This is a genomic window from Microcoleus sp. BR0-C5 (assembly GCF_036705045.1).
Lineage (GTDB): Bacteria > Cyanobacteriota > Cyanobacteriia > Cyanobacteriales > Microcoleaceae > Microcoleus.
Map to the genome: position 1 here is coordinate 149,501 of NZ_JAUBTR010000004.1, position 25,578 is coordinate 175,078.

General features: G+C 46.1%; 24 protein-coding genes and 1 pseudogene. 8 read left to right on the forward strand and 17 right to left on the reverse strand.

The features are described 5' to 3' along the window. Window positions 1-211 precede the first annotated feature (211 nt). Entirely contained in the window at window positions 212-907 is a 696-nt protein-coding gene (locus QUB08_RS03440; RefSeq protein ID WP_333223473.1) for a class I SAM-dependent methyltransferase, read from the forward strand. On the opposite strand, the gene QUB08_RS03445 is transcribed toward QUB08_RS03440, so the two are convergent. The 3 genes from QUB08_RS03445 to QUB08_RS03455 form a co-directional block, all read right to left on the reverse strand. Then, entirely contained in the window at window positions 856-1,212 is a 357-nt protein-coding gene (locus tag QUB08_RS03445; protein WP_333223474.1) for a hypothetical protein, read from the reverse strand. The genes QUB08_RS03440 and QUB08_RS03445 overlap by 52 nt on opposite strands. Before the next feature lie 137 nt (window positions 1,213-1,349). Continuing rightward, window positions 1,350-1,571 (reverse strand): hypothetical protein, encoded by a 222-nt coding sequence (locus QUB08_RS03450; RefSeq protein WP_333223475.1) that lies wholly within the window; start codon window positions 1,569-1,571, stop codon window positions 1,350-1,352. Further along, on the reverse strand, window positions 1,558-1,830 hold the full coding sequence (locus QUB08_RS03455; RefSeq protein WP_333223476.1) for a BrnT family toxin: 273 nt from the start codon (window positions 1,828-1,830) through the stop codon (window positions 1,558-1,560). The genes QUB08_RS03450 and QUB08_RS03455 overlap by 14 nt, the downstream gene beginning before the upstream one ends. Before the next feature lie 63 nt (window positions 1,831-1,893). On the opposite strand from QUB08_RS03455, the gene QUB08_RS03460 reads away from it, so the two are divergent. The 4 genes and pseudogenes from QUB08_RS03460 to QUB08_RS03475 form a co-directional block, all read left to right on the forward strand. Continuing rightward, on the forward strand, window positions 1,894-2,532 hold the full coding sequence (locus QUB08_RS03460) for a histidine phosphatase family protein (protein WP_333223477.1): 639 nt from the start codon (window positions 1,894-1,896) through the stop codon (window positions 2,530-2,532). Between the two features lie 147 nt (window positions 2,533-2,679). Further along, on the forward strand, window positions 2,680-3,447 hold the full coding sequence (locus QUB08_RS03465; protein WP_333223478.1) for a YebC/PmpR family DNA-binding transcriptional regulator: 768 nt from the start codon (window positions 2,680-2,682) through the stop codon (window positions 3,445-3,447). A 125-nt stretch (window positions 3,448-3,572) separates the two neighbouring features. After that, window positions 3,573-5,819 carry a restriction endonuclease gene (locus QUB08_RS03470; protein WP_333223479.1) on the forward strand — a complete coding sequence of 749 codons (2,247 nt, stop codon included), beginning with the start codon at window positions 3,573-3,575 and terminating at the stop codon, window positions 5,817-5,819. Between the two features lie 50 nt (window positions 5,820-5,869). Then, a pseudogene (locus QUB08_RS03475) lies at window positions 5,870-6,064 on the forward strand (YebC/PmpR family DNA-binding transcriptional regulator); the annotation flags it as partial. 9 nt (window positions 6,065-6,073) lie between these two features. Here QUB08_RS03475 and QUB08_RS03480 read toward each other — a convergent pair. The 11 genes from QUB08_RS03480 to QUB08_RS03530 all read right to left on the reverse strand — a co-directional run bounded on the left by QUB08_RS03480 (window position 6,074) and on the right by QUB08_RS03530 (window position 19,530). Then, window positions 6,074-6,676: a Uma2 family endonuclease gene (locus tag QUB08_RS03480; RefSeq protein WP_333223480.1), complete on the reverse strand. Its 603-nt coding sequence runs from the start codon at window positions 6,674-6,676 to the stop codon at window positions 6,074-6,076. A gap of 121 nt (window positions 6,677-6,797) precedes the next feature. Continuing rightward, the gene (locus QUB08_RS03485; RefSeq protein WP_333223481.1) at window positions 6,798-8,672 is read right to left on the reverse strand and encodes an adenylate/guanylate cyclase domain-containing protein; all 1,875 of its coding nucleotides are present in this window, start codon (window positions 8,670-8,672) and stop codon (window positions 6,798-6,800) included. Window positions 8,673-8,831: 159 nt separating this feature from the next. Continuing rightward, window positions 8,832-12,140 carry a PAS domain S-box protein gene (locus tag QUB08_RS03490; RefSeq protein ID WP_333223482.1) on the reverse strand — a complete coding sequence of 1,103 codons (3,309 nt, stop codon included), beginning with the start codon at window positions 12,138-12,140 and terminating at the stop codon, window positions 8,832-8,834. 538 nt (window positions 12,141-12,678) lie between these two features. Further along, the gene (locus tag QUB08_RS03495; RefSeq protein WP_333223483.1) at window positions 12,679-15,930 is read right to left on the reverse strand and encodes an AAA family ATPase; all 3,252 of its coding nucleotides are present in this window, start codon (window positions 15,928-15,930) and stop codon (window positions 12,679-12,681) included. Window positions 15,931-15,994: 64 nt separating this feature from the next. Beyond that, window positions 15,995-16,336 carry a type II toxin-antitoxin system PemK/MazF family toxin gene (locus tag QUB08_RS03500; protein WP_333153853.1) on the reverse strand — a complete coding sequence of 114 codons (342 nt, stop codon included), beginning with the start codon at window positions 16,334-16,336 and terminating at the stop codon, window positions 15,995-15,997. 4 nt (window positions 16,337-16,340) lie between these two features. Next, complete coding sequence (locus QUB08_RS03505) at window positions 16,341-16,604, reverse strand: hypothetical protein (protein WP_333223484.1); 264 nt, start codon at window positions 16,602-16,604, stop codon at window positions 16,341-16,343. A 279-nt stretch (window positions 16,605-16,883) separates the two neighbouring features. Continuing rightward, window positions 16,884-17,207: a type II toxin-antitoxin system VapC family toxin gene (locus QUB08_RS03510; RefSeq protein WP_333223485.1), complete on the reverse strand. Its 324-nt coding sequence runs from the start codon at window positions 17,205-17,207 to the stop codon at window positions 16,884-16,886. Further along, on the reverse strand, window positions 17,186-17,323 hold the full coding sequence (locus QUB08_RS03515) for a hypothetical protein (RefSeq protein WP_333223486.1): 138 nt from the start codon (window positions 17,321-17,323) through the stop codon (window positions 17,186-17,188). Before QUB08_RS03515 ends, QUB08_RS03510 begins: the two co-directional genes overlap by 22 nt. Beyond that, window positions 17,324-17,587, reverse strand: coding sequence for a hypothetical protein (locus QUB08_RS03520; protein ID WP_333025420.1), 264 nt, complete (start codon window positions 17,585-17,587; stop codon window positions 17,324-17,326). It lies immediately after the preceding gene. Between the two features lie 323 nt (window positions 17,588-17,910). After that, window positions 17,911-19,020 carry a hypothetical protein gene (locus QUB08_RS03525; RefSeq protein WP_333223487.1) on the reverse strand — a complete coding sequence of 370 codons (1,110 nt, stop codon included), beginning with the start codon at window positions 19,018-19,020 and terminating at the stop codon, window positions 17,911-17,913. A 231-nt stretch (window positions 19,021-19,251) separates the two neighbouring features. Next, a complete protein-coding gene (locus tag QUB08_RS03530; protein WP_333223488.1) occupies window positions 19,252-19,530 on the reverse strand; it encodes a hypothetical protein in 279 nt (92 codons plus the stop codon). A 148-nt stretch (window positions 19,531-19,678) separates the two neighbouring features. On the opposite strand from QUB08_RS03530, the gene QUB08_RS03535 reads away from it, so the two are divergent. After that, window positions 19,679-20,218, forward strand: coding sequence for a cyclic nucleotide-binding domain-containing protein (locus tag QUB08_RS03535; RefSeq protein WP_333103913.1), 540 nt, complete (start codon window positions 19,679-19,681; stop codon window positions 20,216-20,218). Window positions 20,219-20,304: 86 nt separating this feature from the next. Here QUB08_RS03535 and QUB08_RS03540 read toward each other — a convergent pair whose 3' ends face one another. From QUB08_RS03540 to QUB08_RS03550, 3 genes are all read right to left on the reverse strand, one after another. Further along, on the reverse strand, window positions 20,305-20,718 hold the full coding sequence (locus QUB08_RS03540; RefSeq protein WP_333223489.1) for a hypothetical protein: 414 nt from the start codon (window positions 20,716-20,718) through the stop codon (window positions 20,305-20,307). A gap of 129 nt (window positions 20,719-20,847) precedes the next feature. Continuing rightward, window positions 20,848-21,705, reverse strand: coding sequence for an FAD-binding domain-containing protein (locus QUB08_RS03545; protein WP_333223490.1), 858 nt, complete (start codon window positions 21,703-21,705; stop codon window positions 20,848-20,850). Next, entirely contained in the window at window positions 21,702-22,052 is a 351-nt protein-coding gene (locus tag QUB08_RS03550; RefSeq protein WP_333223491.1) for a hypothetical protein, read from the reverse strand. Before QUB08_RS03550 ends, QUB08_RS03545 begins: the two co-directional genes overlap by 4 nt. A 72-nt stretch (window positions 22,053-22,124) precedes the next feature. On the opposite strand from QUB08_RS03550, the gene QUB08_RS03555 reads away from it, so the two are divergent. Then, entirely contained in the window at window positions 22,125-23,498 is a 1,374-nt protein-coding gene (locus QUB08_RS03555; protein ID WP_333223492.1) for a tyrosine-type recombinase/integrase, read from the forward strand. 1,016 nt (window positions 23,499-24,514) lie between these two features. Next, window positions 24,515-25,273, forward strand: coding sequence for a hypothetical protein (locus QUB08_RS03560; RefSeq protein ID WP_333223493.1), 759 nt, complete (start codon window positions 24,515-24,517; stop codon window positions 25,271-25,273). Window positions 25,274-25,578: the final 305 nt, after the last annotated feature.

Sequence of the window (25,578 nt, forward strand, 5' to 3'; positions counted from 1 at the left end):
AAATTGTGCGATCGTACTTAACTATTTTGTGCCTTGTTTGTAAAGAAAGTGTAAAGCCCGCCAACTGTTGTCAGGATTAATATCTCGTTTGAGCAAAATTATTCATACATAAGTCCGCATACAAATCAACCCGCCGAAGAAAGGAGATAGGAAAAAACCGCCCTGATTTGAGGTAAAATATTAGATAATTCTATCTGCAGGACAAAGACAAGTGTCACTAAAATTGGATAAAGTAATTCCCTGGGGGCGCTGCTTGGATGAATACATAGGAATGTTTAGCTTGACCTCAAGTGACCTCAAGCTAGCAATTCTTGATTGTGCGGGCGGCCCTGCGAGTTTCAATGCGGAAATGACTCGCCAAGGTAACAAGGTAATTTCTTGCGATCCAGTTTATCAGTTTACTGCGGTGGAAATTGGCGATCGCATCCAAGAAACATATCAAACTGTGATTGACGGTGTTAAAGCCAATGTAGACGGCTACCTGTGGAATAATTTTGAATCCCCGTACCAGCTAGGCGAAGTGCGAATGAAAGCGATGCAGGAATTTTTAGAAGATTTTCCATCTGGCTTGCAGCAAGGCCGCTACATTAATGCTGAGTTGCCAGTTTTGCCTTTCGAGAACGGTCAATTCGATTTAGCTTTGTGCAGCCATTTCTTATTTGCTTATTCTCACCTACTTTCCGAAGAATTTCATCGGTCAGCAATTACAGAAATGTGTCGGGTTGCGAAGGAAGTCCGGGTATTCCCTCTATTGCAGAGTTTTAGCGGGGAGGAATCCGATCACTTAAATCCGATTCTCACAGACTTGAAAAAAAGAAGTTTTAGTGTAGAAATTCAAGAGGCTCCTTATGAGTTTCAAAAAGGTGGGAATAAGATGCTGCGAGTTAGCAAAAAAAACTCAGCATAACCTAGACTATCTGCCCATTGCTTAACCCGATCGTGTCCAATACCCGTCTTGTTTGTCTGGTAATCTTGCAAGGCTGCCAGACTATTGGCGATCATTTGTTCTTCGCTGAGGGGTTGAAACTCGTTTGCTGTGTCAATTTCGCCCCACTGATATCCCTCCGTTTCCTCGGCAATTTCTGCGATTAGGCGTTCAAAGTCGCTGAGATTACCGTTGGACTGATTCAGCCATGAAAGCACGATCGCCTTAACCGAATCGCTGGGCATGGCTTGAATTTGGGGGTGGAGTTGCTTTATAGATTGAGCCATTGGACAATACAGAGTGACTGATGTAATTTTAACGCAGTGTCAAATAGTTGCACATACTATAAGGCACAGTTGCGATAAAATTAATTAAAGACTTTAAAGCGACCTCACGGATCGATCCTGGGGCTTATTTCGCCAGCTTATTTCTCAGATACCACGTTTTCTTTAGTAATTCTAATCAAAAAACGCAGAGCTTCATTCACTGCTTCAGAATCGGGAAACATCTCTGCAACATCCGGTTCTAAACGAATATTTACACCACCAAAGGTCTTTCGTCCAGAGCCTACCCTTCTTACACGCAACTTCCTCAAATCATATTCCGACCGAAGATCGTCGTCCATCCCTGTTTCATCCTTCTTCATAAACTTCTCGCTCCACTCGTGTTACTTTTCTGGCGCTAATCAAACGAATAAAATCTGCTCTTTCTGTATACGACACTATCAATAAATTACCTTGCTGGGACTCTCCAACAATAATATAGCGCTCTTCTTCATCAGAGTGATCCGGATCGTAGAAATCGACGTAGAGGCGATCGTCAAAAACCGTTTTGGCTTCCTCAAATGAGATGCCATGCTTGGACAAATTTACCGCAGCCTTGTTTTCATCCCACTCGAATTTCATAAAGATCCCAAATCAGCATCTTTGATATAATATTACACCTAGAAGCAAAACTCAAACCAACTCATGCCACAAACAGTCTGGATCGCACGACACGGAAACCGCATCGACTTTGTTACCCCCGACTGGTTTCTCACCGCAGAACACCGCTACGATCCCCACCTTTCCGAAGACGGTCAGGTTCAAGCTAAACAACTCGCAAATCGCCTCAAAGGTGAAGGAATTTCTCATATTTTTGCTTCCCCTTTTCTGCGAACTGTCCAAACAGCAAATCACGCGGCCGAAGCTCTCGATTTGTCAATTAAACTAGAGTGGGGACTGTGCGAATGGCTGAATCCGGAATGGATGACAGAAATGCCAGAAACTGAATCTGTAGAGGATTTGTGCAGGCGTTTTCCCCGGATTGATGCTTCCTACAAAGGCGGTATTCCTAATTATCCCGAAACTGGGGAAGCTTGTTTCAAAAGGGCGGGGGAAAGTGCTAAACGCCTCGCGGCAGAGTTTCCCGAAGATATGTTATTAGTAGGTCACGGTGCGTCGGTTTTAGGAACTGCGATCGGGCTGGCGGGCGGTGCGGAAACGGAAATTAATGCTTCTCTATGCTGTTTGGTGAAAGTGGTGCGACAAGATGCAGGATGGTCGATCGCACTTAATGGCGATACTTCTCACCTGACTGACTCTGAAGCCGTTATCCGGTTTAATTAAACTTGAGATTCGTGCGAAAAATCGCATTTTATGCTATGTGTGTAAGGTGCGCGACCGGGCGCACCCTACGTTAATCCGATCAGTGAGAATCGGAGTGTTATTGTTTAATCTCGATCGCACATTTTAAATTGAAAATCTTAAATCGGTATGGCTGGACACAGTAAGTGGGCGAATATTAAACGCCAAAAAGCTAGAGTTGATGCCGTTAAAGGCAAGGTTTTTGCTAGAATATCTCGCGAAATTATTGTCGCGGCCCGCAGCGGAGTACCCGATCCCGCTGGCAATTTTCAACTGCGGACGGCTATAGAAAAAGCCAAGGCGGCGAGTATTCCTAATGAAAACATAGAAAGGGCGATCGCCAAAGGTGCCGGCTTGGCGGGGGGAAGTTCGGAATTAGAAGCTATTCGCTACGAAGGTTACGGCGTTGGCGGGGTTGCTATTCTGATTGAAGCGCTGACAGACAACCGCAACCGCACGGCGGCTGACTTGCGAGAAGCTTTTACTAAAAATGGCGGCAATTTGGGCGAAACTGGTTGTGTCGGCTGGATGTTTGACCACAAAGGAGTTTGTACGGTACGCGGCCCGATTGATGAGGAACAATTGTTTGAAGCGTCGCTAGAGGCGGCTGCGGAATCTTATGATTTGATATTACTTGATGAGGATACTGAGGGTGCAGAAGTATTTACAAGTGTGGCTAATTTGGAACAGTTGGCTGATGTTTTGAAACAAAAAAAAATTGCTGTTTTGCAGTCGGAAAATCGCTGGATTCCGAGCAATACAGTGGAAATAGACACTCCTGAAAAAGCTAGATCGCTCTTGAAGTTAATGGATGCACTGGAAGATTTGGACGACGTGCAAAGTGTGACGGCGAATTTTGAAATGACAGATGAATTGATGTCTTCGGTCATGGTTTAATGGTTTAAAGATGAGGGATCGGGATCGTCCTGCTGTCACTGCTGCAAAAGACGAAAAATTGCCAGCGGGACGATCGCGCTACACTATTACCAGGAAACGAATCCCTATCTGTACGCGAGTGGGGAGTGTCAATCCAACGCATTGCTCAAAAAGCTGCATTGAAAATCTCAACCCACAGTAAAGCCATGCTAGATAACAACGAAAGCAAAATAGACAGCACCCACTCACAAGAAGTTCTCTCAGCAACCGAAGTATCAGAAACCAAGGATCAATCCAAATCGGAGGTGCAGGCTAAACCAGAGGATACATCCAATTGGTTCGGTTCCGTTTTCGGAGCCGTCTCTGCAACGGCGAGTGCGGTGGGGAATGCAGCGGCGAGTGCTGGAAGTGCGATTGTTGATACGGCGAGTGCGGTGGGGAATGCCGCCGGCACTGCTGGAAGTGCGATTGTTGATACGGCGAGTGCGGTGGGGAATGCAGCCGTTAGTGCTGGAAGTGCGATTGTTGATACGGCGAGTGCGGTAGGGAATGCAGCAGGCAGTGCCGGAAGTGCAATTTTTGTTAATACCGCGAGTGCGGTAGGCAATGCGGTAGGCAATGCCGGAAGTGCGATCGTTAATACCGCGAGTGCGGTGGGGAATGCAGCAAGCAGTGCTGGAGGTGAGATGGTTGTTAATACCGCGAGTGCGGTAGGCAATGCGGTAGGGAATGCCGGAAGTGCAGCACTCCAATTTCCCAATTTTTTTGGTTCAGCCCTTGGTTTGATTTCCCAGAGTCCTATCCTGAAAAAACTCACTGAAAATTTCAAAATTGATTGGTTAGTCAGTGCGATCGATAAAGTTGATGTCGTAAATGCCGAGGCGCAAGTTCGAGAGTTACAGCGCCAATATCCTCACGAGAAACCCGAAGAAATCGCACATCACTTGATGGTGGAAAAAGCCTTGCTAGCGGCAGGAAGTGGCTTGGTGAGCAGTTTAGTTCCCGGCGTGGCTTTGGCGTTGTCTGGCATGGATTTAGCGGCAATGACGGCGTTATCTGCCGAGTTGGTTTATCAAATTGCTGCCGCCTATGGCATGGATTTGCGATCGAGCGATCGCAAAGCAGAAGTTGTCGCTATTTTCGGTTTATCCTTGGGTAGCAATTTAGCGATCGAAGCTGGAGTTACCCTTGTCAGCAATATTCCCTTGGCGGGTGCCGTGATTAATGCTAGCGCCAGTGCAGCAATGATTTACGCGCTGGGATACGGTGCTTGTCGGTTTTATGAAGCGCATCTCGACTCCTCGGAAATCGAAACTAAGCTCGAAGATTTACGAGAGGTATTGCAAGCGGAAAGTGAGCAATATTTAGAAAAAGCGATCGCACAAGAAACGGTGATGGATTGGATTTTGGTGTATGTCGTCTATGCCAGCCAAAAATTCACCCGATGGGATGAGTTATTACCGGAATTACAAGCTGCGAATTTAAATCCCAGGACTTTAGCTGAGATTGAAGCTGTGACAAATAAGTCTAAATTGCTTCCCAAGTTGGATATTTTACTCGAACAACTCGAACTCGACTTTGCCGAACCACTTTTAAAGCGATGCACTGAGATTATCGAGGCTGACGGTGAAATTAATCAACAAGAAGGAAAAATTTTGCTGACAATTCAACGGGCTGTTTTGAGCAAAAGAAAGCAAGCGAAAAAACAACCCCAGCCAACTTTAATCGAGGATGCGGTATCGCAACCCACTGAAGCACAAACTGAAGTCCAAGCTGAATCACAAACTCCCTCTTTATCTTCGTATTCTTATACTAATAAATTGAGTTCAAGTATGCTGCAAAACTTCAAAAAAATATTAAAAGTTGCTACACTATTAGACGTGCCAAAGATTGCTGATTTAATCGATACTGAATCACAAACTCCCTCTCGATCTACTCATTCTCCTTCTACTAAGTTGAGTGCAATTCTGCTGAAAAACTTTAAGCAGATTTTAGCAGGTTCTACGCGGTTAGAAGTCCCAGAGATTGGATATTTAATCGATCAGGTCGATCGCATGACGGGAGAAGAGTTTGAGGAATTTTTAGCCTGCTGTTTCCGCAATCTTGGTTATGGGGTCGAAATGACACCCAAAACGGGGGATTTTGGTGCGGACTTGATTCTCTCTAAAGCCCGCAATAAAACCGTTGTCCAGGCAAAACGCTATCAAGGAAAAGTGGGAAATTCCGCCGTGCAAGAAGTGGTTAGTGCGGTTAAGTATTACGGGGCGCAAGATGCGATCGTTATTACAAACAGTATGTTTACATCCAATGCTCATAAACTGGCTCAAGCGAATGGGGTACAACTCTGGGGAAGAGAACAGTTAATTGATTTAGTGATTCGAGCTAAAAAATAAGGTATCTATGAACCAAGAATGCCAGTCTATGAAAGAGCGGGTAGTGTCATTTGAAACAAAATTATTTTGCATTTTTGCACTCGGAAAATCGCTGGATTCCCAGCAATACAGTAGAAATAGACACTCCTGAAAAAGCTAGATCGCTCCTTAAGTTAATGGATGCACTGGAAGATTTGGACGGCGTACAAAGCGTGACAGCTAATTTTGAAATGACAGATGAATTGATGTCTTTGAGTATGGTGTAACGATCTAAATCACCAGATTTTTGCCATCCGCAAGACAAATGCCGGTAACTCTGGATCTGCGCTGACTGTTTCAGGATTATCTAAGATTTCCGGTTCGCGATCGGGACGGTAGATGTAGACTTTTCTGTTTTTGCGATCGAGCAAAAAGCCGAGCGATACACCGTTCTCAATATATTCTTGCATCTTGTTTTGCAATCCCTTGAGAGTGTCACTAGCAGACCGCAATTCAATCACAAAGTCTGGAAAAATCGGTGCGAATGAGGCTTTTTGTTCTTCAGTTAAGGCATTCCAGCGCTCTAGTTTAATCCAGGAGGCATCGGGAGAGCGGGTTGCTCCATTCGGCAAGGTAAAGCCTGCACTGGAGTCAAACGTTTCACCTGTGCCATCTTCTTCTGCCCAGTTTGCAAGTTGCTGAAAAATCTTACCGTTTCGATTCCCTGTATCTGAAAAAGCTGGTGACATGATAATGACTTCCCCACTGGCAGTACGCTCAATTCTCAAATCGCGATTAACTATACAGAATTCATAGAACTGTTCAACAGTCATCGATTGGATCGCAGGGAAATTGACCGTCAGTGGGACGCTTTCGGTTTGAATTAGCAGCGTCGTCATGGTTTTTCCTTTTTTTGGTGCAGGGGTGATAGAATACCTTGAGCTTATCATATCTTAGCTTGGCGATCGAAAGTCTTAGTCGATCGGGGAATCGGAGGCTTGTATCCGTTTTTGGGCTGGATTAATAATCTTTTTTCCCAGTCAGCAAATAAGTAACCATGTATCCCTTGCCCTTGATTTGAATGGCGCCACGCTTCTGAAAAGTATATTTATCTTTTAATATCTCATAGGTTTCGGCGGTGACTTGAATGCAGCCGGTAATCCCGTGGGATTCCATGCGCGAAGCAATATTTACTGTGTCGCCCCAGAGGTCGTAAATAAACTTTTTTAAGCCGATAACGCCGGCAACGACAGGGCCACTGCTAATCCCGATCCGAATGCTGAAAGGTTCCGAATGTTCTAAACTCAGCAGCCTAATTTCGTGCAGCATATCGATCGCCATGTTCGCCACCGCCTCGGCGTGATCGTCTCGGGGCGTAGGCAAACCGCCGACAACCATGTAAGCGTCACCAATAGTCTTAATTTTCTCCAAACCGTGGCGATCGGCCAAGTGGTCAAAAGCCGAAAAAATATCGTTGAGCACTTCCACCACCGCCGTCGCTGAAATTCTCGACGAAAGCTCTGTAAACCCCACAATGTCGGCAAACATCACAGTCACTTCCGCAAAACTTTCGGCGATATTGTGTTCATTGTCCTTCAAACGCAGGGCGATCGCTGCGGGCAAAACGTTTAGCAGCAGTTGCTCGGATTTAGCTTGTTCGAGTTCCAACTGTAGGTAAGCAGCCTGCAACTGTTCGGCTTGGCGAATTCTTTCTCCGGCTAGCTTTTCGATTTGGGCGGTGCGGCTCAAAGATGTCAGCATATATGTCACCGGAATCAGAGTCCACAGCATCCCCATCGTCAGAGTTCCCCAAGAGCGCCAGTGCTTGCGAAGCCTGCGAATTTCCGGCGTTGCTGACACGTACATAGACCACTGGCGGCCGCTAATTTTCAGCCGCCTTTTGCAAGCTGTATAGTTAGGGCCTGGATTGTCAAGAATTGGGCAGTTTTGCATGAGGGATCGGTCAGCAGCGGCTGATGCTGGAAGCACTTGTTGGCTCGCGGATTGGAACTGCACCGCAAATTGCTGAATTTGCCTCTCAGCAGGGAGATTTTTGAGAACCGGGTTGGCCGTTTGGGGTAATAGCGAGGGTGCTTGTTGCTTGTCTGGAGCCTCGCTAACGAGATAAATATTGAGGTAGTCGGTATTGCGTCCTTTTAAAGAGGTTTGGAAAATATCTTTGCCTCGAAATACGCCCAGAACAAATCCTTGTAGCAGTTGGCGACGGGATTCCAGGGTAGTCGGTTTACTGCTGTTTTCGTAAATCGGAACTATAGCCAAAAGACCTAGTTCCGGGGAATTGCCCTGAGTTAAGCCGATGTAGTTGGTGACAATCATTTCTCCTGTATCGCGCCCTTGATCGAGGGCGGCGCGGATTTCAGGGTGTGAGGCGAGGTCAAAGCCTAATACTGTCTCGTTTCCGGTGGGTGGTTCGACGTAGAAAGCCGGGAAGTATTCGGAACGCTCGAGGGCCTTGCGGAGTTCTCCTCGCGGGCCGCGCTCTGTAATCTCGAAGCTGGGATCTGTTTCGGTTCTAGCTTTGGTTTCGTAGTTGCGCCGCTCGGAATTGGGGACGCGGGGGGCCCAAGCCAGGAGTTGCAGGCTGGGGTGGACGGATAGGGGACGGGCGACAAACCGGGCAAAAGAGGAACGCTCGACGGCGCTGAAGGCTTTCATGTAGTCGCTGAGGGCCAGAACAGTATCTAAGTCGGAGTTGAGCTGGCGTTCGATGCCGATCGAAATATCGTCAATGCGGCGGTGCATTTCGTAATCGCGGCGCTTGTCTTCCCAGTCCCAAACCAAGGCGAATGCCAGGGCCGACAGCCCGACACCCAAAGCCAGCGTCAACCCGGCTGGAATGTAGCGAGACCAGGATAAAGGTAGTTTTTTCAGCATATTTGCCTAGCGAATAAGGGCAGCAGATTAGCACACCGCTGAGTGCGATTTGTTCCGGCCTCTGAGTGCGGTTAATTCCAAACCCTGATAACTCAAGTACCTACGGCAATTTGGAATTAAAAGTTAGATATTTAAACTTTTAGATTAATGGACGATCGCTCAGCAGGGGATTTCAATCCAGAATTCCGCTCCCTGTCCGGGCGCTGAGATGCACCGCAGGCTTCCCTTATGTTTTTCTACCACAATCTGATGGCTGATGGATAATCCTAAGCCGGTTCCAGCCCCTACGGGCTTGGTGGTGAAGAACGGGTCAAATAGCCGCTTGCGAACCTCTTCGCTCATTCCCGGCCCACTGTCGGCGATGCAAATTACAATGCGATCGCAATCACTGAGCTGGGTTTTACTGTGGCTTTTCAACCCAGCTTTTTTCATGAGGGTGCGAATCACGATCGTCCGAGGTTCCGGTTGGTTTTCTAGAGCGTCGATCGCATTGCTGATAATATTTAGAAATACCTGGTTTAACTGCCCCGCACAACAGTGTATTTTCGATATTTTTCCGTATTCTTTAATAATTTCAATCCCGCTTTTTATACTTTCATGATGCAATCTGTGCTGCAAAATTAACAGTGTACTGTCAATTCCTTCATGAAGGTCTACCAACTTCATTTCTGATTCATCCAGTCGCGAAAAGTTCCGCAGCGACAACACAATATTACTGATTCTTTCGACTCCTACTCTCATGGAATTTAGCATTTTTGGCAAGTCTTCCTTCAGAAAATCCAACTCTAACTCCTTAACTTTTTCAGCAATCTGAGGTACTGGGGACGGATAGCATTCCTGGTAGAGACTTAACAGTTCAATTAAATCGTGAAAATAGTTGTAAGTATGAGAAATATTGCCGTTAATAAAAGTTGCCGGATTGTTGATTTCGTGGGCAATCCCAGCCACCATCTGACCGAGACTCGACATCTTTTCGGATTGAACTAATTGGATTTGAGCGTTTTGTAGCTGTTCGTAGGCTTCTTGCAATTGGGCGGCTTGTTTTCTTAATTGAGATTCGGAAGCTTGGAGTGCGGCGGCGGAAATTTTGCGGTTCGTTATATTTTCAATCATCCCTAAGTTGTAAATAGGTTTTCCTTCGCCGTCTCGAATCAAAGTAGCTGTCACGTTTACCCAAACAATTTTACCTGTAGCGGCAATCTGGCGGAGTTCGATTTGATAGTGAGTAATTTCTCCCCGCTTCAGAGAATCAGCAACTTGGAAATTTTTTGGAGAATCTTCGGGATGCCCAAGTTCAATAAATGTTTTGCCGAGCAATTCTGCTGCAGTATATCCCAGCATTTCGCAGTAAGTTTTATTGACTCTCACTAACTTGTTATCATCTAAATTAGCTAAGTAGATAGCGATGGGTGCATCTTCAAAAATTGTGCGAAATAGTTCCTCGCTGGCCCGGACTTGAGCTGCTAGAGAAAGCCTATCGGTGATGTCTTCAAACGTAGACAAAATGCCGACAACATTGCCGGAATTGTCGTGTAAAGGTATTTTATTTGTATCCAGACAGCACTGGGTGCCGTCGGCTTGCATTTTGGATTCTATGATGTGATATTCTGGGGTGTTGGTTGCCATGATGCGGCGGTCGCCGGCTCGAAACAATTCTGTTTCTTCCGGCTTCCAGGGCATATCGAAGTCGGTGAGACCGGCGATTTCACTGGGGTGATTGAAACCTGCGACTTTGGCAAAGTTTTTGTTGCCTCCCAAGTAAACTAAATCTCGATCTTTCCAGGCGATTAACTGAGGGATGTTATTGATTACCAACCACAGCATTTTTTGCGATGTTTCCAAGGCTTCCGTGCGTTCTAGGACGCGCTTTTCAAGTTCTTGATTGGCTTGTTGCAGGGCGATTTTTGACTCGCTGAGGGCGATTTCTGCTAGCTTGCGATCGCTGATGTCGATTGTCACCCCTTCCCACAGTATATCGCCCCCAGGCTGCGCTTCGGGGCGGGCAATGCCCCGAATCCATTTCACTTTTCCCGATCCGGTTATGATCCGCCCTTCATATATCCAAGGTTTGAGAGTTTCGCCGGAAATTGCGATTGATTCTAACAGATTTTTTTGGTCTTCTGGATGCACCCTTGCCCAAATTAAATCGGAGTTTTGTTGAACTTTTTCTGGTTCTAATTCGTAGAGTTCCCAACAGCAGGAACTCACATAAATGAATTCATTTGAACCGTCGGGATGCAGCAAGTATTGATAAATCATTCCCGGCACATTGGCGGCCATTTTTTGGAATCTGGCTTCGCTTTGGATCAGTGCTGATTCTGCAAGTTTGCGATCGCTAATGTCAATCAACACGCCGTCCCAAATAATGTCACCTTTTTCGCCATGTTCTGGTCGGGAAGCCCCGCTAATCCACTTAATCCGATCGCCGGGAAAAACAAATCTGCCTTCCCACCGCCAAGGATCTAAAGTTTTAGCTGAGATAGCAACAGATTCCTGGAAGCTTGGCGCATCGTCTGGATGAATCATTTCGATCGCGGGAATAGCTGAGTTTTGGAGTACAAGAGGTTCTAATTCCCAGAGTTCGCGGCAGCCGGAACTGACGTAGGGGAATGACATAGTGCCGTCTGCGGCTAACTGAAATTGATAAATCATTCCCGGAACGTTGGCGGCTAGTTTTTGAAACCTCGCTTCGCTTTGCCGTAGTGCGGTTTCTGCTTCTACGCGATCGGTAATATCGTAAAATGCCGATAAAATTGCGGCTTCGCCATTAAAATTAATCGCTCGCATCGACATTTTTACCCAAAAAAAACTGCCATTTGCTTTCTTGAGGCAGATTTTTTCGCTGTCACTAAAGCCGTTTTGTTTGACTAATTCTAGCAAGTGAAGGCGGTCATTGATATTGGCATAAAGTTCAATTTTTTTGCGTGCGACAACTTGTTCGTAACTCAAACCTAAACTTTCACCGAGAGCAGGATTTGCATACAAAATAAGGTTGTCTTCTAGGCGCGTAATTGACATAGGAACGGGAGTCACAGTGGCGATCGCCCGCAATCTTTCTTCGCTTTCTTCCCTGGCTGTTTCGGCTGCTACTCTTTTGGTAATATCGTTCTGAACTCCGATAAAATGAGTTAATTTTCCCTCATTGTCGAGAATGGGGGAAACCATTAATTCGTTCCAAAAAGGACTTTTGTCTTTACGATAATTTTTGAGAACTACCTGAATTTCCGTTCCCGCTTGCAAGCTGCGGCGGAGTTTATTTAATTCGGCCTGATCGGTATCGGGGCCCTGCAAAAATCGGCAGTTGCGTCCAATAACTTCTTGGGTACTGTAACCGGTCAGTTTCTCAAAAGCAGGATTGCAGTAAATTATAGGTGTGTCAGGCTTGCGAGCATCCGCGATGAGGATGCTGTTGCTCGACGCTGCGATCGCCCGTTCTAGGAGAGACAGGTTGAAAGAGTCTGTTGTCATCTGTAGCAATATTCACGCTCCTTCGGAGCGGACAGAAGAATAAAAATTCTAAACACCTTAAGCCATTCTTATTCTATAATCTTATTTTTAGTTTAGCTTTGTTAACAAAGTCAGCAGCCCAAAAAAGTCGGCGAGGGAGACGAGTAATACCATTTTAGATGTTAGATTTTGGATTGGCAATGACTGATTAGATCGTGGTTTGGATCGTGGGTCTACAGTTGCCTTCTTTTGGGAAATTAGTATCACCGAAGGCATTAGGCACTTATCCAGAAAACAGAAGGTGAATATACCGAAGACGGAAAGAAAACAGAAGGTGAATATACTGATATTTTCAACAGGGTAAGCGCATCTAATTTCTACATTCCCGTATATAGCGTTTGAGTAGAGACAAAAGCGCTATAGGTGGAAAAGCCGTTCTCAATAAACAACAATAAAGCCGAGTTATTGTCCTAAAACCCCTCGTTATTGACAAGATGCGCTTACCCTGATATTTTCAACTTTTTTTCTTCTCCTCCTTCCATCCGGGTCATCAACCCTTTTAAATTGACAAGCTGATGCAAGAACCCCGAGCAGTTTTGCTTACTTCAATCCTGGCTTGAAAAGCTTCTTTCAGGTGGGGCATATGGGTAACGGTGAGAATGCAGGCGAAGTCGGAGGCGATCGCATTAATTGCAGCAATCAGTCGATCGCACCCTTCAGCATCCTGAGTCCCGAACCCCTCATCAATAATCAACATTTGCAAAGCCGTACCCGCCCGCTGAGACAGCAGTCTCGCCAGCGCCAGCCGAATCGCAAAATTAATCCGAAAAGCTTCACCGCCAGAGTAAGTTTCATAGGCGCGAGTCCCGCGAGCATCAGCAATTAAAATGTCTAAAGTGTCAATCAACTTAGTTGCTTTTTTAGAAGCAGCAGCCCGCTGAGTAATAAATTGAACGTGCAATTGATTCGCGCTCAATCTCGACAATATCTGATTGGTTTCAGCTTCGAGTTGAGGCAAAACATTTTCAATCATTAAAGCTTGAATGCCGTTTTTTCCAAAGGCTTGACCCAACTCTTGATAAACTCGCTGCTGGCGTTTGGCAACTTGCATTTGCTCTTTTTGAGCTACTAGCTGAACTTGCAGAGTTTCCAGATTTTGCTGCTGCTGCTGGAGGCGTCCGAGACTTCCCAAATGTTGGTCTAGCTGCTGGCGGCGGCGACCCATTTGCTGTTCGATCGCACTTATGCGGGCTGTGGGATCGGGATGTTCTTGCAACTGCTGGTTCATCGCTGAAGTTTGAGCGCTGACAGCTTGCAAATCTCGATCGCGCACAGCGATAGAATTTGCTATTTCATTAACCCGCTGCTGCACTTGCGGGTACTGCACAGTTGCCGATCGCAGTTTTTCGGCGCGCGCGATCCAAAACTGCGATCGGCGCATTTCGCTGCGGACGTGTTCGTGCTGTTCCAAATTATAGCCAACTTCCGCAATGTATCTATCTAAAGACAGAATTTGCTGCTGTATTTCCGAGGTATTTTTTTGCTGTTCTAACTGTTGCTGTACGGTGGCTAATTGAGTTTGCAAATCCGGGCGACGGGCATTAATTTTATTTAGTTTCTGTTGAGCATCTTTGATTTGAGCTTGCTTAATTTCCGCCCACCGCAAGCGCTTTTCATCGCTGCGGGCGAGGGAGTGGCTGCTATCGCTGTAATTGAGCTGTTGCAGTTGCTGTTCAATTTGCTGGAGTTGGCCCAAGTCATCGGCTGCATACTCGCCGGTGCGTAGCAACCGCTCTATTTCTGCCGCGTCTTGACGCATACTTTGCAGCCGGTTTTCGTCTTGGCCCAGGCTATCTAATTGTGCTTGTAAATGACTGCGGCGTTCCCGCAATTCTTGGTAGGGCGCTAATTCCTCTTCTAGTTCGCGGTATTCATGTCTGAGGACTTGAATTTCGCGCTCGGAGACGGCCAACTGTTCACGGACAACCCACAGTTGGTTCCAGATTTCCTGCTGTTGGGTGTGGTGTTTTGTGACTACCAAGTTCCAGTAGTGTTCGTCCAAAGGTCGATCGCACAAAGGACAATTGCCAAAATTTGTATCCCGCACCATTAAAGGGGAATTCGATGGCTCGTTTTCCGCAAAATTCGAGGCTTTACCTTCGCCTGCGGTTTTTTCTCCTTCATGTTTCCGCAGCAGTTGCAGTTTTTGGTCGATCTCGGCGAGTCTGGTTTGATAGTCGCGGCTTTTGGCTTGCAGGTTTCCTAGAAAGTCGTGTCTTTCTTGACCTTTTTCGCGGACTCTCTGCTGATAAACTCGCTTGTTTTCCAACTGCAAAATTTGATTGGCGATGGCTGAGATTTCCTGCTGTAATTGCGGTTGTCGCTGCTGCTGCTGAACTTGCACCTGTCGGTTGATTTCGTCTAAGCGGGCGGTTAAACCAGCGCGGGCGCGATCGAGCTTTTGTTGTTTTTGCTGCTGCTGTTGTAGCAGCGGCGAAACTTGCAGTTGCAGTTGCTCTAGTTCGTTGAGGCGCGATCGAACTGCTTGCAACTGTGCGAGTCCTTTGTCAACCTCCGGCTGCTGTTTGAGAATCTCCAGAACATCTTTTTCATCCTGTTCTAAAACATCTAATTGAGCTTGCAACTGCTGAATTTTGCTTTGCAAAAAGCTCAGTTCTTGCCTCTGCTGTTCTTGCAATTTTTGACGCTGATTTTGGGCTTGTTGGTTAGCTTTGAATTTGCCAGCCAGAGTTTCTTCTGTCGCTTGCAAGCTGTGGAAATACGCAATGCCTGTTGTTATTTCATTTTCTTGCTCCAGGAGGGCTTGCAGCTCATTTTGCTGCTGTTTGGCGGCGGCGAGTTCTTGCTGCAAGCGGCGGCATTCTTGAGAGATATTGTAGTGTTGTTGCTGGTGGCCGGCGAGGAGTTTTTGCCAAGTTTGACGGTTGTGGTGCTGGAGTTGCAGTTGCTGTAACTCGGTTGTGTCGGCTTGCTGCTGCTGCTGAAGCAAATCGGTTGCTTGCTGCAATTGAGTTTGTTCGGAGGCGATCGTCTCTTTTTGTTGCAGTTGCTCTTGTACGGTTAGCAAACTCTGTTTGAGCACTTCGACTTGAGCTTTAAATTGTTTGGACGTATCCTTGGCTTGGTCGGATAAAGTGTCGTAGGAGTCGAGTTTGAGCAGGTTGGCTAAAACTTGTTTGCGTTCGATCGGCTTTTTGAGCATAAATTCATCAGCTCGCCCCTGCCGCAAATACGCCGAGTTGATGAAAGTATCGTAATCTAGTTTGATGTGTTCGAGGATTTTTTGCTGAGTTGTTCTCAGACCTTTGTCTGTGAGCGTGCGAAAATTCACCCCCCCCGACCCCCCCTTACCAAGGGGGGGAGAAGAATTCACTTCTTCTGGCTCCCCTTTACCAAGGGAAGAATTCACTTCTTCTGGCTCCCCTTTACCAAGGGAAGAATTCACTTCTTCTGGCCCCCCTTTACCAAGGGGGGGGAAGGGGGGGTTTGTTGCTACTTGAAATTCCAAACTTCCCGATTGTCCGCGCCGGCGGTTGCGAATCACCCGGTAGATTTGGCCGCCGGTGGAGAAAGTGAAATCAACGCGCACATCAATTTCGCCGATATGGATGATATCGTCTTCCGTATCGCTGCGGCAACAGCCCCAAAGTGCCCAGGATATGGCTTCTAAGAGGGAGGATTTGCCAGCACCGTTAGGCCCGCAAATGCAAGCAGTGTGCAAGCCGCGAAAGTCTAAAGCAGCTTCGCGATAGCTGAGAAAATTTTTGAGTGTAAGTTGTATAGGAATCATTTAGGCCATCGCGCCATACAATCTATCTATAAATAACACTATTTGTACGCTGTTGCCTAGTTATTCAATCTAGATCCAGAACAATTGTCAGTGCTTCTGTAATTTCTTCCATAATTGTCTCAGACAGGGTTCCGAGTTGTCGGACAAATCTTTGTTGAGAAACGGAACGGACTTGAAAAGCGTCGGCGGCGGAGAGTTTGGCCAAGCCATTTTCTGATGTCGGTTCGAGCTGCACCATCCAATCAAGCGGGGAAAAAAGATCGTTCCATGCTGTAATTGGAACAATTACTTTGAGCCGCAAATTTCCCACTTCATCATCACTGACAACCACAACAGGTCTAGTTTTGCCAATTTCATCTCCCACCGTTGGATCTAGTCTGACAAGCCAAATTTCGCCCTTACGCATTAGTTTATACCCCTGCGCTCAGGTATTCTTCCTCTGAATCGAAATACGGTTCACTGTCGGGCGACCACAAATCGTGCAGCGGCCCTCCTGGTTCATACAAAGGAACTGCTGCTTCTGCTGCGGCTCTGAGTCTCCGCTTTCTCTCAACTTTGCGCTGGGCTTTTTCTTGTATTTCTTCGCGCATCATCCGCGAAGCTGTTTCGATGATTTCTAGGCGTTCTTCTGCTGTCAGATTTTTGAGTGCTGCTAAGATTTCTGTTTTGGTCACGGTTTTTTCGGGTGGTTGGTGAGAAAGTACGATCGATCCGGGAGCATCCCGATACTCGGCTACAAACGAGATTTGTGCGGTTTTTACTGTACGGGCTTGCGACCTTACGGGTAGTTGTTGGCATTTTCAACTATCAAACCCTCACTTGTTGCTGCTGCATTCAGCTCCCCGTCAATCGATTTTAGATTTTAGATTTTAGATTTTAGAGGCGACCCCACGGATAAATGCTCTTTCTTGAGGATTTTAGATTTGAGATTTGGGATTGATTCCACGGATAAATCACGTGGCGGGTACCACCTTTGAAATTCGCTTGTCAGCAGATACAAAAGTCATCGCAGGCAAACTGTTAGCTGTGCAAAGGTTATTTATGCCACAGCCTGTTGCTAGCTGCACAGCATCATACCCTGGCAATCCGTAGGTTTCAGCTAATGCCATTGCAGAGTTAATAATGGTTTCGGTGAATTCTACAACCTGATATTCAGATTGTAGGTCACTCCTGAACTGATTGCAGGCTGCTGTAGCATCTGTCGCATTGATAGATACTTCTGCTGCGCGACCTTCTGGTAATTGCAGCAACAATTTCAACACTTGTAATAGCACCAATCAATATATCTATCGTTGTTAAGTGCAGGATCGCACAAACTCAAAACCCATGCCGAACCTATTTCATTAATGTAGCGTTTGACCAGCGCACTGCTATCTACAAAATAAATTGTCATCTAGCGGCGTTCCTCAATAATTGTCTCAGAAACAGGCTTACCCTGTACCTGAATTAGTCGCCGTTCTGTTTGCTGACTCCCAGAAGAATGCTTAATTTTTTTTACTAAACCAGAAGTTAACAGCGCTTGGTGCAATTTTGTCCGTTGAGCAGTTTGTTCTTTCTGGGCCAGATATATCCCTATAGCGCGCTCTAGTTGCTGTAGTTCTAGCAGTTCCAGAGTGTCAAGCTGATTGAGGATTTTGTTGAAGATTCCCTGCGGCATAGGATTCTACTTTTTACGCTTGGCTAGTCTGTCTATTATACAACTATCAGACTTGCGCGCTGTCACGAATATCCCGGCTTTCTGGACTTAGATTGATGGCTGAAACGACCTATTATCCTTCATCTATCGGGCTTGTGCGTCCAGGACGAGTAAAGAAACCCGGTTTCTGCGAAGATTTCAAACCTTACATTACCGCTCTGTGCTTATGGCGAACCCTACATTGATCGCATAGGCAGATTTTCCATCATCAAAAAGGGTTGACTGTATTCCTACAGCCAACCCCGCGCTTATTTATTTGTCCTGCGTTTGCTCAAACAGCAACACTACCGGGCAATATTCGGGAACGTATAGCCGACACCGACCAACAATCCCACTTCAGCTCCGTCTACAAAACCAATATTCAGTCCGGCTGTGGCTGTAAAATTTCTCGACAGCGGCACATCTACACCCCCCGAAATCAGGAAGCCAAAAGTACCGTCATCGCCGGTAGAAATTAGCACGCCAGCACCTGCATAAGGAGCAGCAGTAATCACAAAATCCTCGCTGACTTCGACGGTCTCTTGAGATACAAAATCGTAGGTAACAGGAACTAGAAAAGCTAAGTTGTCGCGGAACAAAACAGTCGGTCTGACCGATAAATTGTTCGTCAAACCGATTTTGCTAATAATGGCAAATGAACCGTCGCCTAAAGCTGAATCTCCGCCAAAACCTAGATTGCCGCCAATGCCGATGTAGCTGGGCCCAGAACGGGTAGCCCGGCCTGGTCGGATTTGAGTTCCTTGAGCTACTTTTTCAGTTGGTTCCGAGACAGTTGGCGGTTTTTCAGCAACTTTCGGTTGGTTTGTCAAAGCTGAGGCGGAAGTGCTGACAGGATTGCTCAACAATTCTTGTGCTGTTTTGACTTCTTTTTCTTCTTTGGTTGCAGTCGGTTCAGAATTATTACTCTCGGCAACAATTGAGGTAGGTCGATCGCTCTTTTTGACAGTCTCGACTGTTGACTGCACTTTCACACCATTATCAGCAATTTTAGCGGTTTCTTCGGACTTTTGGGTCTCAGCAGCAATGGAGGTATTTTGCGCTGTTTCTGTCTCAGCAATTTCAGATGTTGCTGCTTCCGATTTTTCGGGTGCAGCCATAGATACTTGCAAGTTGGCGGCCTGTTCAGAGGCTGCTGGCTCTCCCGCTTCTGTTAGTTCGCTCCAACTGATTGAATCAATTTTTTTATTACTAGCCGTTGTTTCTGCGTCGGGTTTAACTGCTGAAGTTGCCGTCGGCTCAGAAATTTGGTCAATATTTTGAGCTGCGATTGTTGCAGTTGTAGCGACATCGGGCAAGTTGCCAGTTTCAGCTTTCGCTGACATGGCACTGCAACAAACAGCTAAAGCTGCAAGATTTATTAACGCAAAAGTAGACTTGGAAAATAGACTATTCATAGAAACTCCTCAATGAAGGCTGTGTTAAAAGTGTAAGTGTTTGAGGGCGACCGTCGAGAGCTTTGCTAAAAAAAGACACAAATATGAGTTGTGTTGTTCCTAGATTGGCACTCAACCGTTGAAGAGTCAACTCTCAAGCTGATTAGATTTAAGAACTGACGGCCGGTTTAGAGGCTAATTTAAATTTACCGATTGATCGGCAAAAAATCAATCCTAGGGATGATTTCATCCTTAATCCTGTTTAATTGAGGGGTCGATCGTTCGCCTCGCTTGCATCCTACAATACTTTACTTGGGGGCGCTGCACTCGCAGCCACGCCGAAAAAATCCGGTTTTTGAGCGCGCACCAGCTCGAAACCAAGAGACAGCAAGCTTTCAAAACAGTTTGGGCAACCCCGCCGTCCCAAGCAAGTGCAGTTAATACAACGCGATCGGCTGCTGCACAGTCCCTGACAAGTAATGTAGAATAATACCACCGATCCGAGAAAGAGTTGGGGCTCGATCGTGTCAAAATTACTGCATATTATGAAAATTGTGTAAAATTTAGTCTTCTATTTGTAAAGTTTAGCCTTCGCTTTCGCTCAGGGTCTGACCATCTAACAACTGCACGCTAGTAAACAACTAAAAAAATACAAAGTATCTCATCTCAACCTGACTTTATGAGCAAAGTTCTAGTGATATTAGGCGAATTGAGCGATCGCGACATCGATTGGATGCTCGCCAACGGCACCCGCACCCAAGTCCTCCCCGGCACAACCCTGATCACCGAAGGTAAGCCCTTAGACGCCCTGTACATAGTTCTGGAGGGAACTTTGAGCGTTTCTGTATCATCTTTGGGCGACAAAGAAATTGGAAAAATTATTTCCGGGGAAGTGTTAGGCGAAATGTCTTTTGTAGACGGGAGGCTTCCTTCTGCTAGCGTCACGGCAATTGAAGAGTGCCTCATCCTGTCAATTCCCCGCCGGCTGCTAACTGAAAAACTCGAGCAAGACGTGCTTTTTTCCCTGCGGTTTTATCGGGCGATTACCAAATTTCTGTCGTCGAGACTGCGGGGTACAGTCAAACGCTTCGGCGATGATAGTGATGGTTTAATATATGAAGATCCCGACGGCGAGGACGGCATCCCGCAAAATGTCGAAAATCCAGATTTGGCGGCATCGAGATTTCAATGGCTGTTGGAGCGTTTGAAGGGGAGTTGAAGGAAGAGGGAAGAAGGAAGAGGGAAGAAGAGAAAAGAACACCTCTTTTCAATTTCCAATTTCCAATTTCCAATTTCCAATTACAATTAGAAAACATATTTTTCAGCGACGCGCCAATAGCGAGAAAAACGCTTCAAATCAATGTAACCATCGTAGCGGACAAAGGCTTCCGGTGGCAAAACTTCTACTGGGTGCGATCGCTTAATTTCCCGGCAAATATCCTGAAATCGAGGACTGGGACTTTCGGTAGTTACCACTTGATTCGCGCCGGATTCGATCGCAAAAGCGATAACTTCTGCAGCCACATCGCCCCGCCGAATAACTACCGGCAACTCCAGCAAACATTCGTAAATAAACACCATTCGTTTGAGACTCAACTGCCATTCATCAATCAGCGCATCATCCCAAACCCAGATTGCCGGTGCCTGTGGGTGCGCTTGAAAAGCCGGGCCTTCAGGACTCAAACAGTCACCGTGCAGCCAAATAATCGGATTGTTCATAAATTAGTAATTGTTAACTGTTGACTGTTGACTGTTGACTGTTAACTGTTGACTGTTGACTGTTAACTGTTAACTGTTGATAACTAATGACTACTGACTACTGACTAATGACTACTGACAACTGACATTTTAATTTCTGCGACCTTTTTTAGGCCGATCCCAACTTTTAGAACCGCCACTACGATCGACCTTTTCTCCATGAGGAAACAACTGCCCTTCCAAATATTCGTAAGTTCCCTCAAAATCGCATTGCCCATACAGAGGACAATCGCGACAATAAACCGCCTTAGTGTAACGCTCCAAATTTTCCCGATTAAAAAAATAAGGTTTGTGACTAAATGTGCTTGCTACCCACTGCCAAGAAAGATTATTGCTCGCCGGATCTCCATCTAGCAAATGTTGCAAAAACCAGCGAGCTCCGGCTTGCCAACGCACGCGGCGCCAGTGTACGAGATAAGCTGCCATCCACATCCGCTGGTGATTGTGCAAATAACCAGTTTCTCGCAACTCGCGGCTGAAACTGTCGATGCAAACCAAACCAGTCGTGCCCTCGACGACATCCTGCGGCAGAGTTTCGCTGTAATCTTTAGCAGTGTAACCAGTTTTGTAGGCTTCCCGGTCTTGCCAAATCCCGTTGCCCAATTCGGCGTACAGTCGCTGCCAATAATCCCGCCAACCCAACTCGTTGACGAGTTTTACTGCCTCTTCTGGATGCCGCACCTTCTCCAGTACGGCATCCCGGACTTCGGCAAGACTCAAAACGCCGTAGCGCAAATAGGGCGACAAGCGCGTTACCGCACCGTTGAGGAAATTGCGGGTTGAGGCGTACTGGCCGGGATCGACTTGTTGCAGGGCTGTCTCGGCTGCTTTCCGCCCGCCTGGGGTTGGGGGTAGGCTGCTGTCCCCGGCGGCTTCGGGGAACTGTTCGCGCACGTAGGCAATTAATTCGTCGCGGCTGGCAAATTCCCGCTTCATGTCCTGACTCATTCTTTTCTCAAGCACCTGCTATTGTTTCTTAATATTAAAGCTATTCGATCGGGCGCGCGGGTCGATCGGCCTAAATTGCCCTTCACTCCTGATACCGTAAAGTTTGCATCACTGTCAGCAACAGGCTGGACGGCCTGTTCCACAAGAGATAAATTTTCTTGTGGAACAGGCCGTCCAGCCTGTTCATAAAAGGCTAATTGAGAATGGTGCAATATCTCAGTGGTAACGTACAGTTTGCCCCAGCAGCAATTGATCGTCGGTTCGTAGCCAAAATTAGCATCAAAGTCAGTACACTCATACGTTAACCATGATATACTACCTTCTAGCTTCAATCGAGATACACACACGGCTCGATTTATCAAAGTTTGCTAGAAACTTGATAGAAGCCTGAAACCCATACAGAACGTTGAAAACAGAATATGTACGCCAAAACACAAGCACTCCCTGAAACAGTCAAGATTCAATCTGATAATGGTTCACTCCGGTTGCAGTTCAGCACCAAGTACAATCCCATTTTTGGGGGCAAGCGCAAGCATCAGGGGCTGGGAATGAAAGATACCCCTGATAACTACCAAAAGGCGATCGCTATTGCGTGGCGGATCGAAGGTGACTTGCAACATCCAGATTGGCAACAACTGTTCGATCCAACTTTTGCCAAGTACGGCCTAAAAACTAAGTACACCGCTGAATTAAAGCTGGCAACACCAATTCCGGAACCGGAGCCTGAGATAACAGTAGGTGAGATGTGGGAGGACTACCTAATCTGGAAGCAACCTCAATTACAACCTACTACTTTCAAAACCATTTTTTGTGGAACTTACACCAATATCATTAAAGGACTGCACTGGGATCATTCTCAGCACAAATTTATTGATAACGGGAGTGAAATATATAGCCTGTCAGTCAATGACAGTAGGCTAGAGCAACGAATTGCTCAACAGACTGCAAGTGCTAGGAATAGAACTAGAATCGAGGCTGAACTTTCTCAAGCCTTCGGTCGCTTGCAGTCATTAGGCAAAACTAAGCTTACGGTTAATCCGTTTGTCACTATCAGCAAGAATGTAGAAAATAAAGCTGACAAATACAAGTCAACAATAACACCGTCTGGGGATATTAAAGAATGGTGGCAGGTTGATGGTATTGGTGTCGATCCAGAGGAAGAAGACAGACGCGCTTTTACCAAGGAGGAACGTGACGCAATTGTCAATGCTTTCTATAATTCGTCAAGTCGCAGACACCGACAAGCAGCCTCACTAATTGAGTTTTTGTTTTTAACAGGTTGTCGCAGCGGTGAAGCGTTCGCCTTAAGGTGGCAAGATGTTTTCATCGGTCGCGACAAAAACTATATCAGGTTTAACAAGTCTTATAACGGAAGGCTTAGGAACACTCAGGTTACTAAAACGGGTGAGGTACGGTTGTTTAAAATCTATCCCAACCTTAATGATTTACTGCTACGCATCAAACCTGCGGATGTTAATCAGACCGATTTAGTTTTTGTTAACACACAAGGCAATTCTTACAATACAAACCTTTTGGGTGACTTATGGCAAGAGGCTCGATGTGGCACAAAAGGTAAGGTCTACCGCTACCCCGGTATAGTTACTCAATTAGTTGAGGAAGGTAAGATAAGTTGCTACCTCTCCCCCTACCATACTCGTCACACTTTTATTACCCTTATGGCACACGCTGGTACAGATTTATTACTTCTCGCTACCGCTTGCGGTAATAGTGTAGAGGTAATTCAGCGGCATTATTTGGGTGTTGATACAGAAGCAGACTTCCCCAACATTTAACGCGCTCTTGCCCCCCCACCTTGACCCGCCCTAGTCCGGCGGGTTTTTTATTGCTTACTTTTGCGCTTTTGCTTTAGTCTGTTAACATTCTATGCCGCCAAAGTAGGCGGCAATGATGGTAAATGTGTCAGCAAGAACGCATTAGGAAACAACATTTTAGTAAGTTCATCGCTGTTTGTTATTCAACAAATCAGTTCTAATGGTATCGACAACAGAAAAGACGCAGGAGCGTAGCAATAGTCAGGAGAGAGATTAGCTGCGGGTGTTGGGGGTGTATAGGGGAGGGGGACGTACTATTACCAACACACCTTAATAGCTCTTCTAGCTACTTCTCCTTGCATTTGTCATTTACCTTATATTATCGACATCAGCGTTTTTGAGCAACAAGCAACGTTGAACCCATTAAAATGTCATCCCTTTTACCTTTGCACTAGCCTACTTACCCTTATTGCCGCCTACTTAGGCGACATAGAAATGATATAGTCAAAGTCAAACTTATTTATTTTCTTGAGTCTCGCAACTCTATCAGGAGCAGCGGGCTTTTTTTTGTTGATGTACCCTTCAACAGATTTTAGCACGATAGCGAAGGCTTCAAAGTATTGGAGAGTGATCGGCGGAAACCTAAAGGGTTTAGTCCAAAGGGTGTGAGGAAAAATGCGAGAAAATACTTTCAACTCTAATAGGTTTGGAAGTGTGCTTTACTCTGTATTTTTCAGAGACCTATATAGGTCTGTTGTGCATTTTGCTGCACTAACACACCTATATAGGTCTATTGATAGATGTTGATTGACACTATTGAATTGGCGCGCGATCGAGTCCATCAACAACAGAGCCGGAACTGATGGGACACCTTATCCTGTGACAAAACCCCTTTGTAACAAATTGTTGCGAGCGATCGACAAATTTTGACAGACGTACGATCGTGTAGATAGCTACAAAAACAACACCCCTAGGTGCTATCAACACTTCGGGGTGCATTTACCGCAATTGCTTCCACAATAACGGATGGTTTTACTATGACTCAGTTTTCTCAAAAAGTCAATGACCTCAATGCTGCTAAAGCTACAGCAGATAAGGAACAGAGCAACCACACCACAACAAAGGTACTTAATCGCCTGTTCCTCGATTCCCGGTTGCGAGTAACATACTTTGACCAAATTACTCACAGCACCGCTATAGACATATTGTTAGGTGACGAAACAAACCACAAAACTGCTGAACCCCTTGTCGATAACCTGCTTTCCTACTACGGCTGCAAGGTTGCGACAACCGCATGGGTAGCAAGCTTTTATGGTGTGAGTGAGGAACAAGTGATTCGAGCTTGCAAGTATTGGGGACATGAGCTACAGGGTGATGGATTGCTGCTACTGACACGGGATGATGTGCGTCGCGCTAGTGCCGAAGTTGACTTAGCTTACGAAAACATCCCTAACACTACCTACTTACTACCACCGCGTGCGATCGCTAAAATGGCTCTTGTTTTGCCAGCCGCCTCAGTGGTTCAAGCTGTGCTGAGGTCATTAAATGATGAGTTCCCCATGATTGAGGCTGCGACCCTTAAATTGCCGCATAACGACATTGTGCGGGGTACACGCATATCACCAGCACAAATAAGTCGCTATACCGCACAAGCAAAAATAGTGGGCAAGTACGCCTACGTCCAACATTTTGGAGACAGGGTGAGCAAACAAACATGGGAGCGCTTACTCAACTACCAGGGCGCTTTCCCACCACCTTGCGGTATTGGTGTAGTGAAAGTTGATGACAGCTTTTAGGTGACTACATTCCTATCATTGCCGCCAACATAGGCGGCATAGAAAGTAAATAAAGTGAGGAACAAATGAAAAAACAATGTAAGACGTGCCCGTGGTTGGGGCGGGTCACTAGACCTCTTGCGAAAGTCTCAGGCGCTCTCTAATTTAGTCTTTAAAGAAAGTTCATAATTATAAATAGGAATGAAAATTTAATAACTTAAGCAAGATATAATAAACAAATGAGTGAACATCAATGTACTTGACATTTCAAATTTATGGTCAAAACTTATCTTTAGTTGATGCTCACCCTGTTTATATCGTTAATA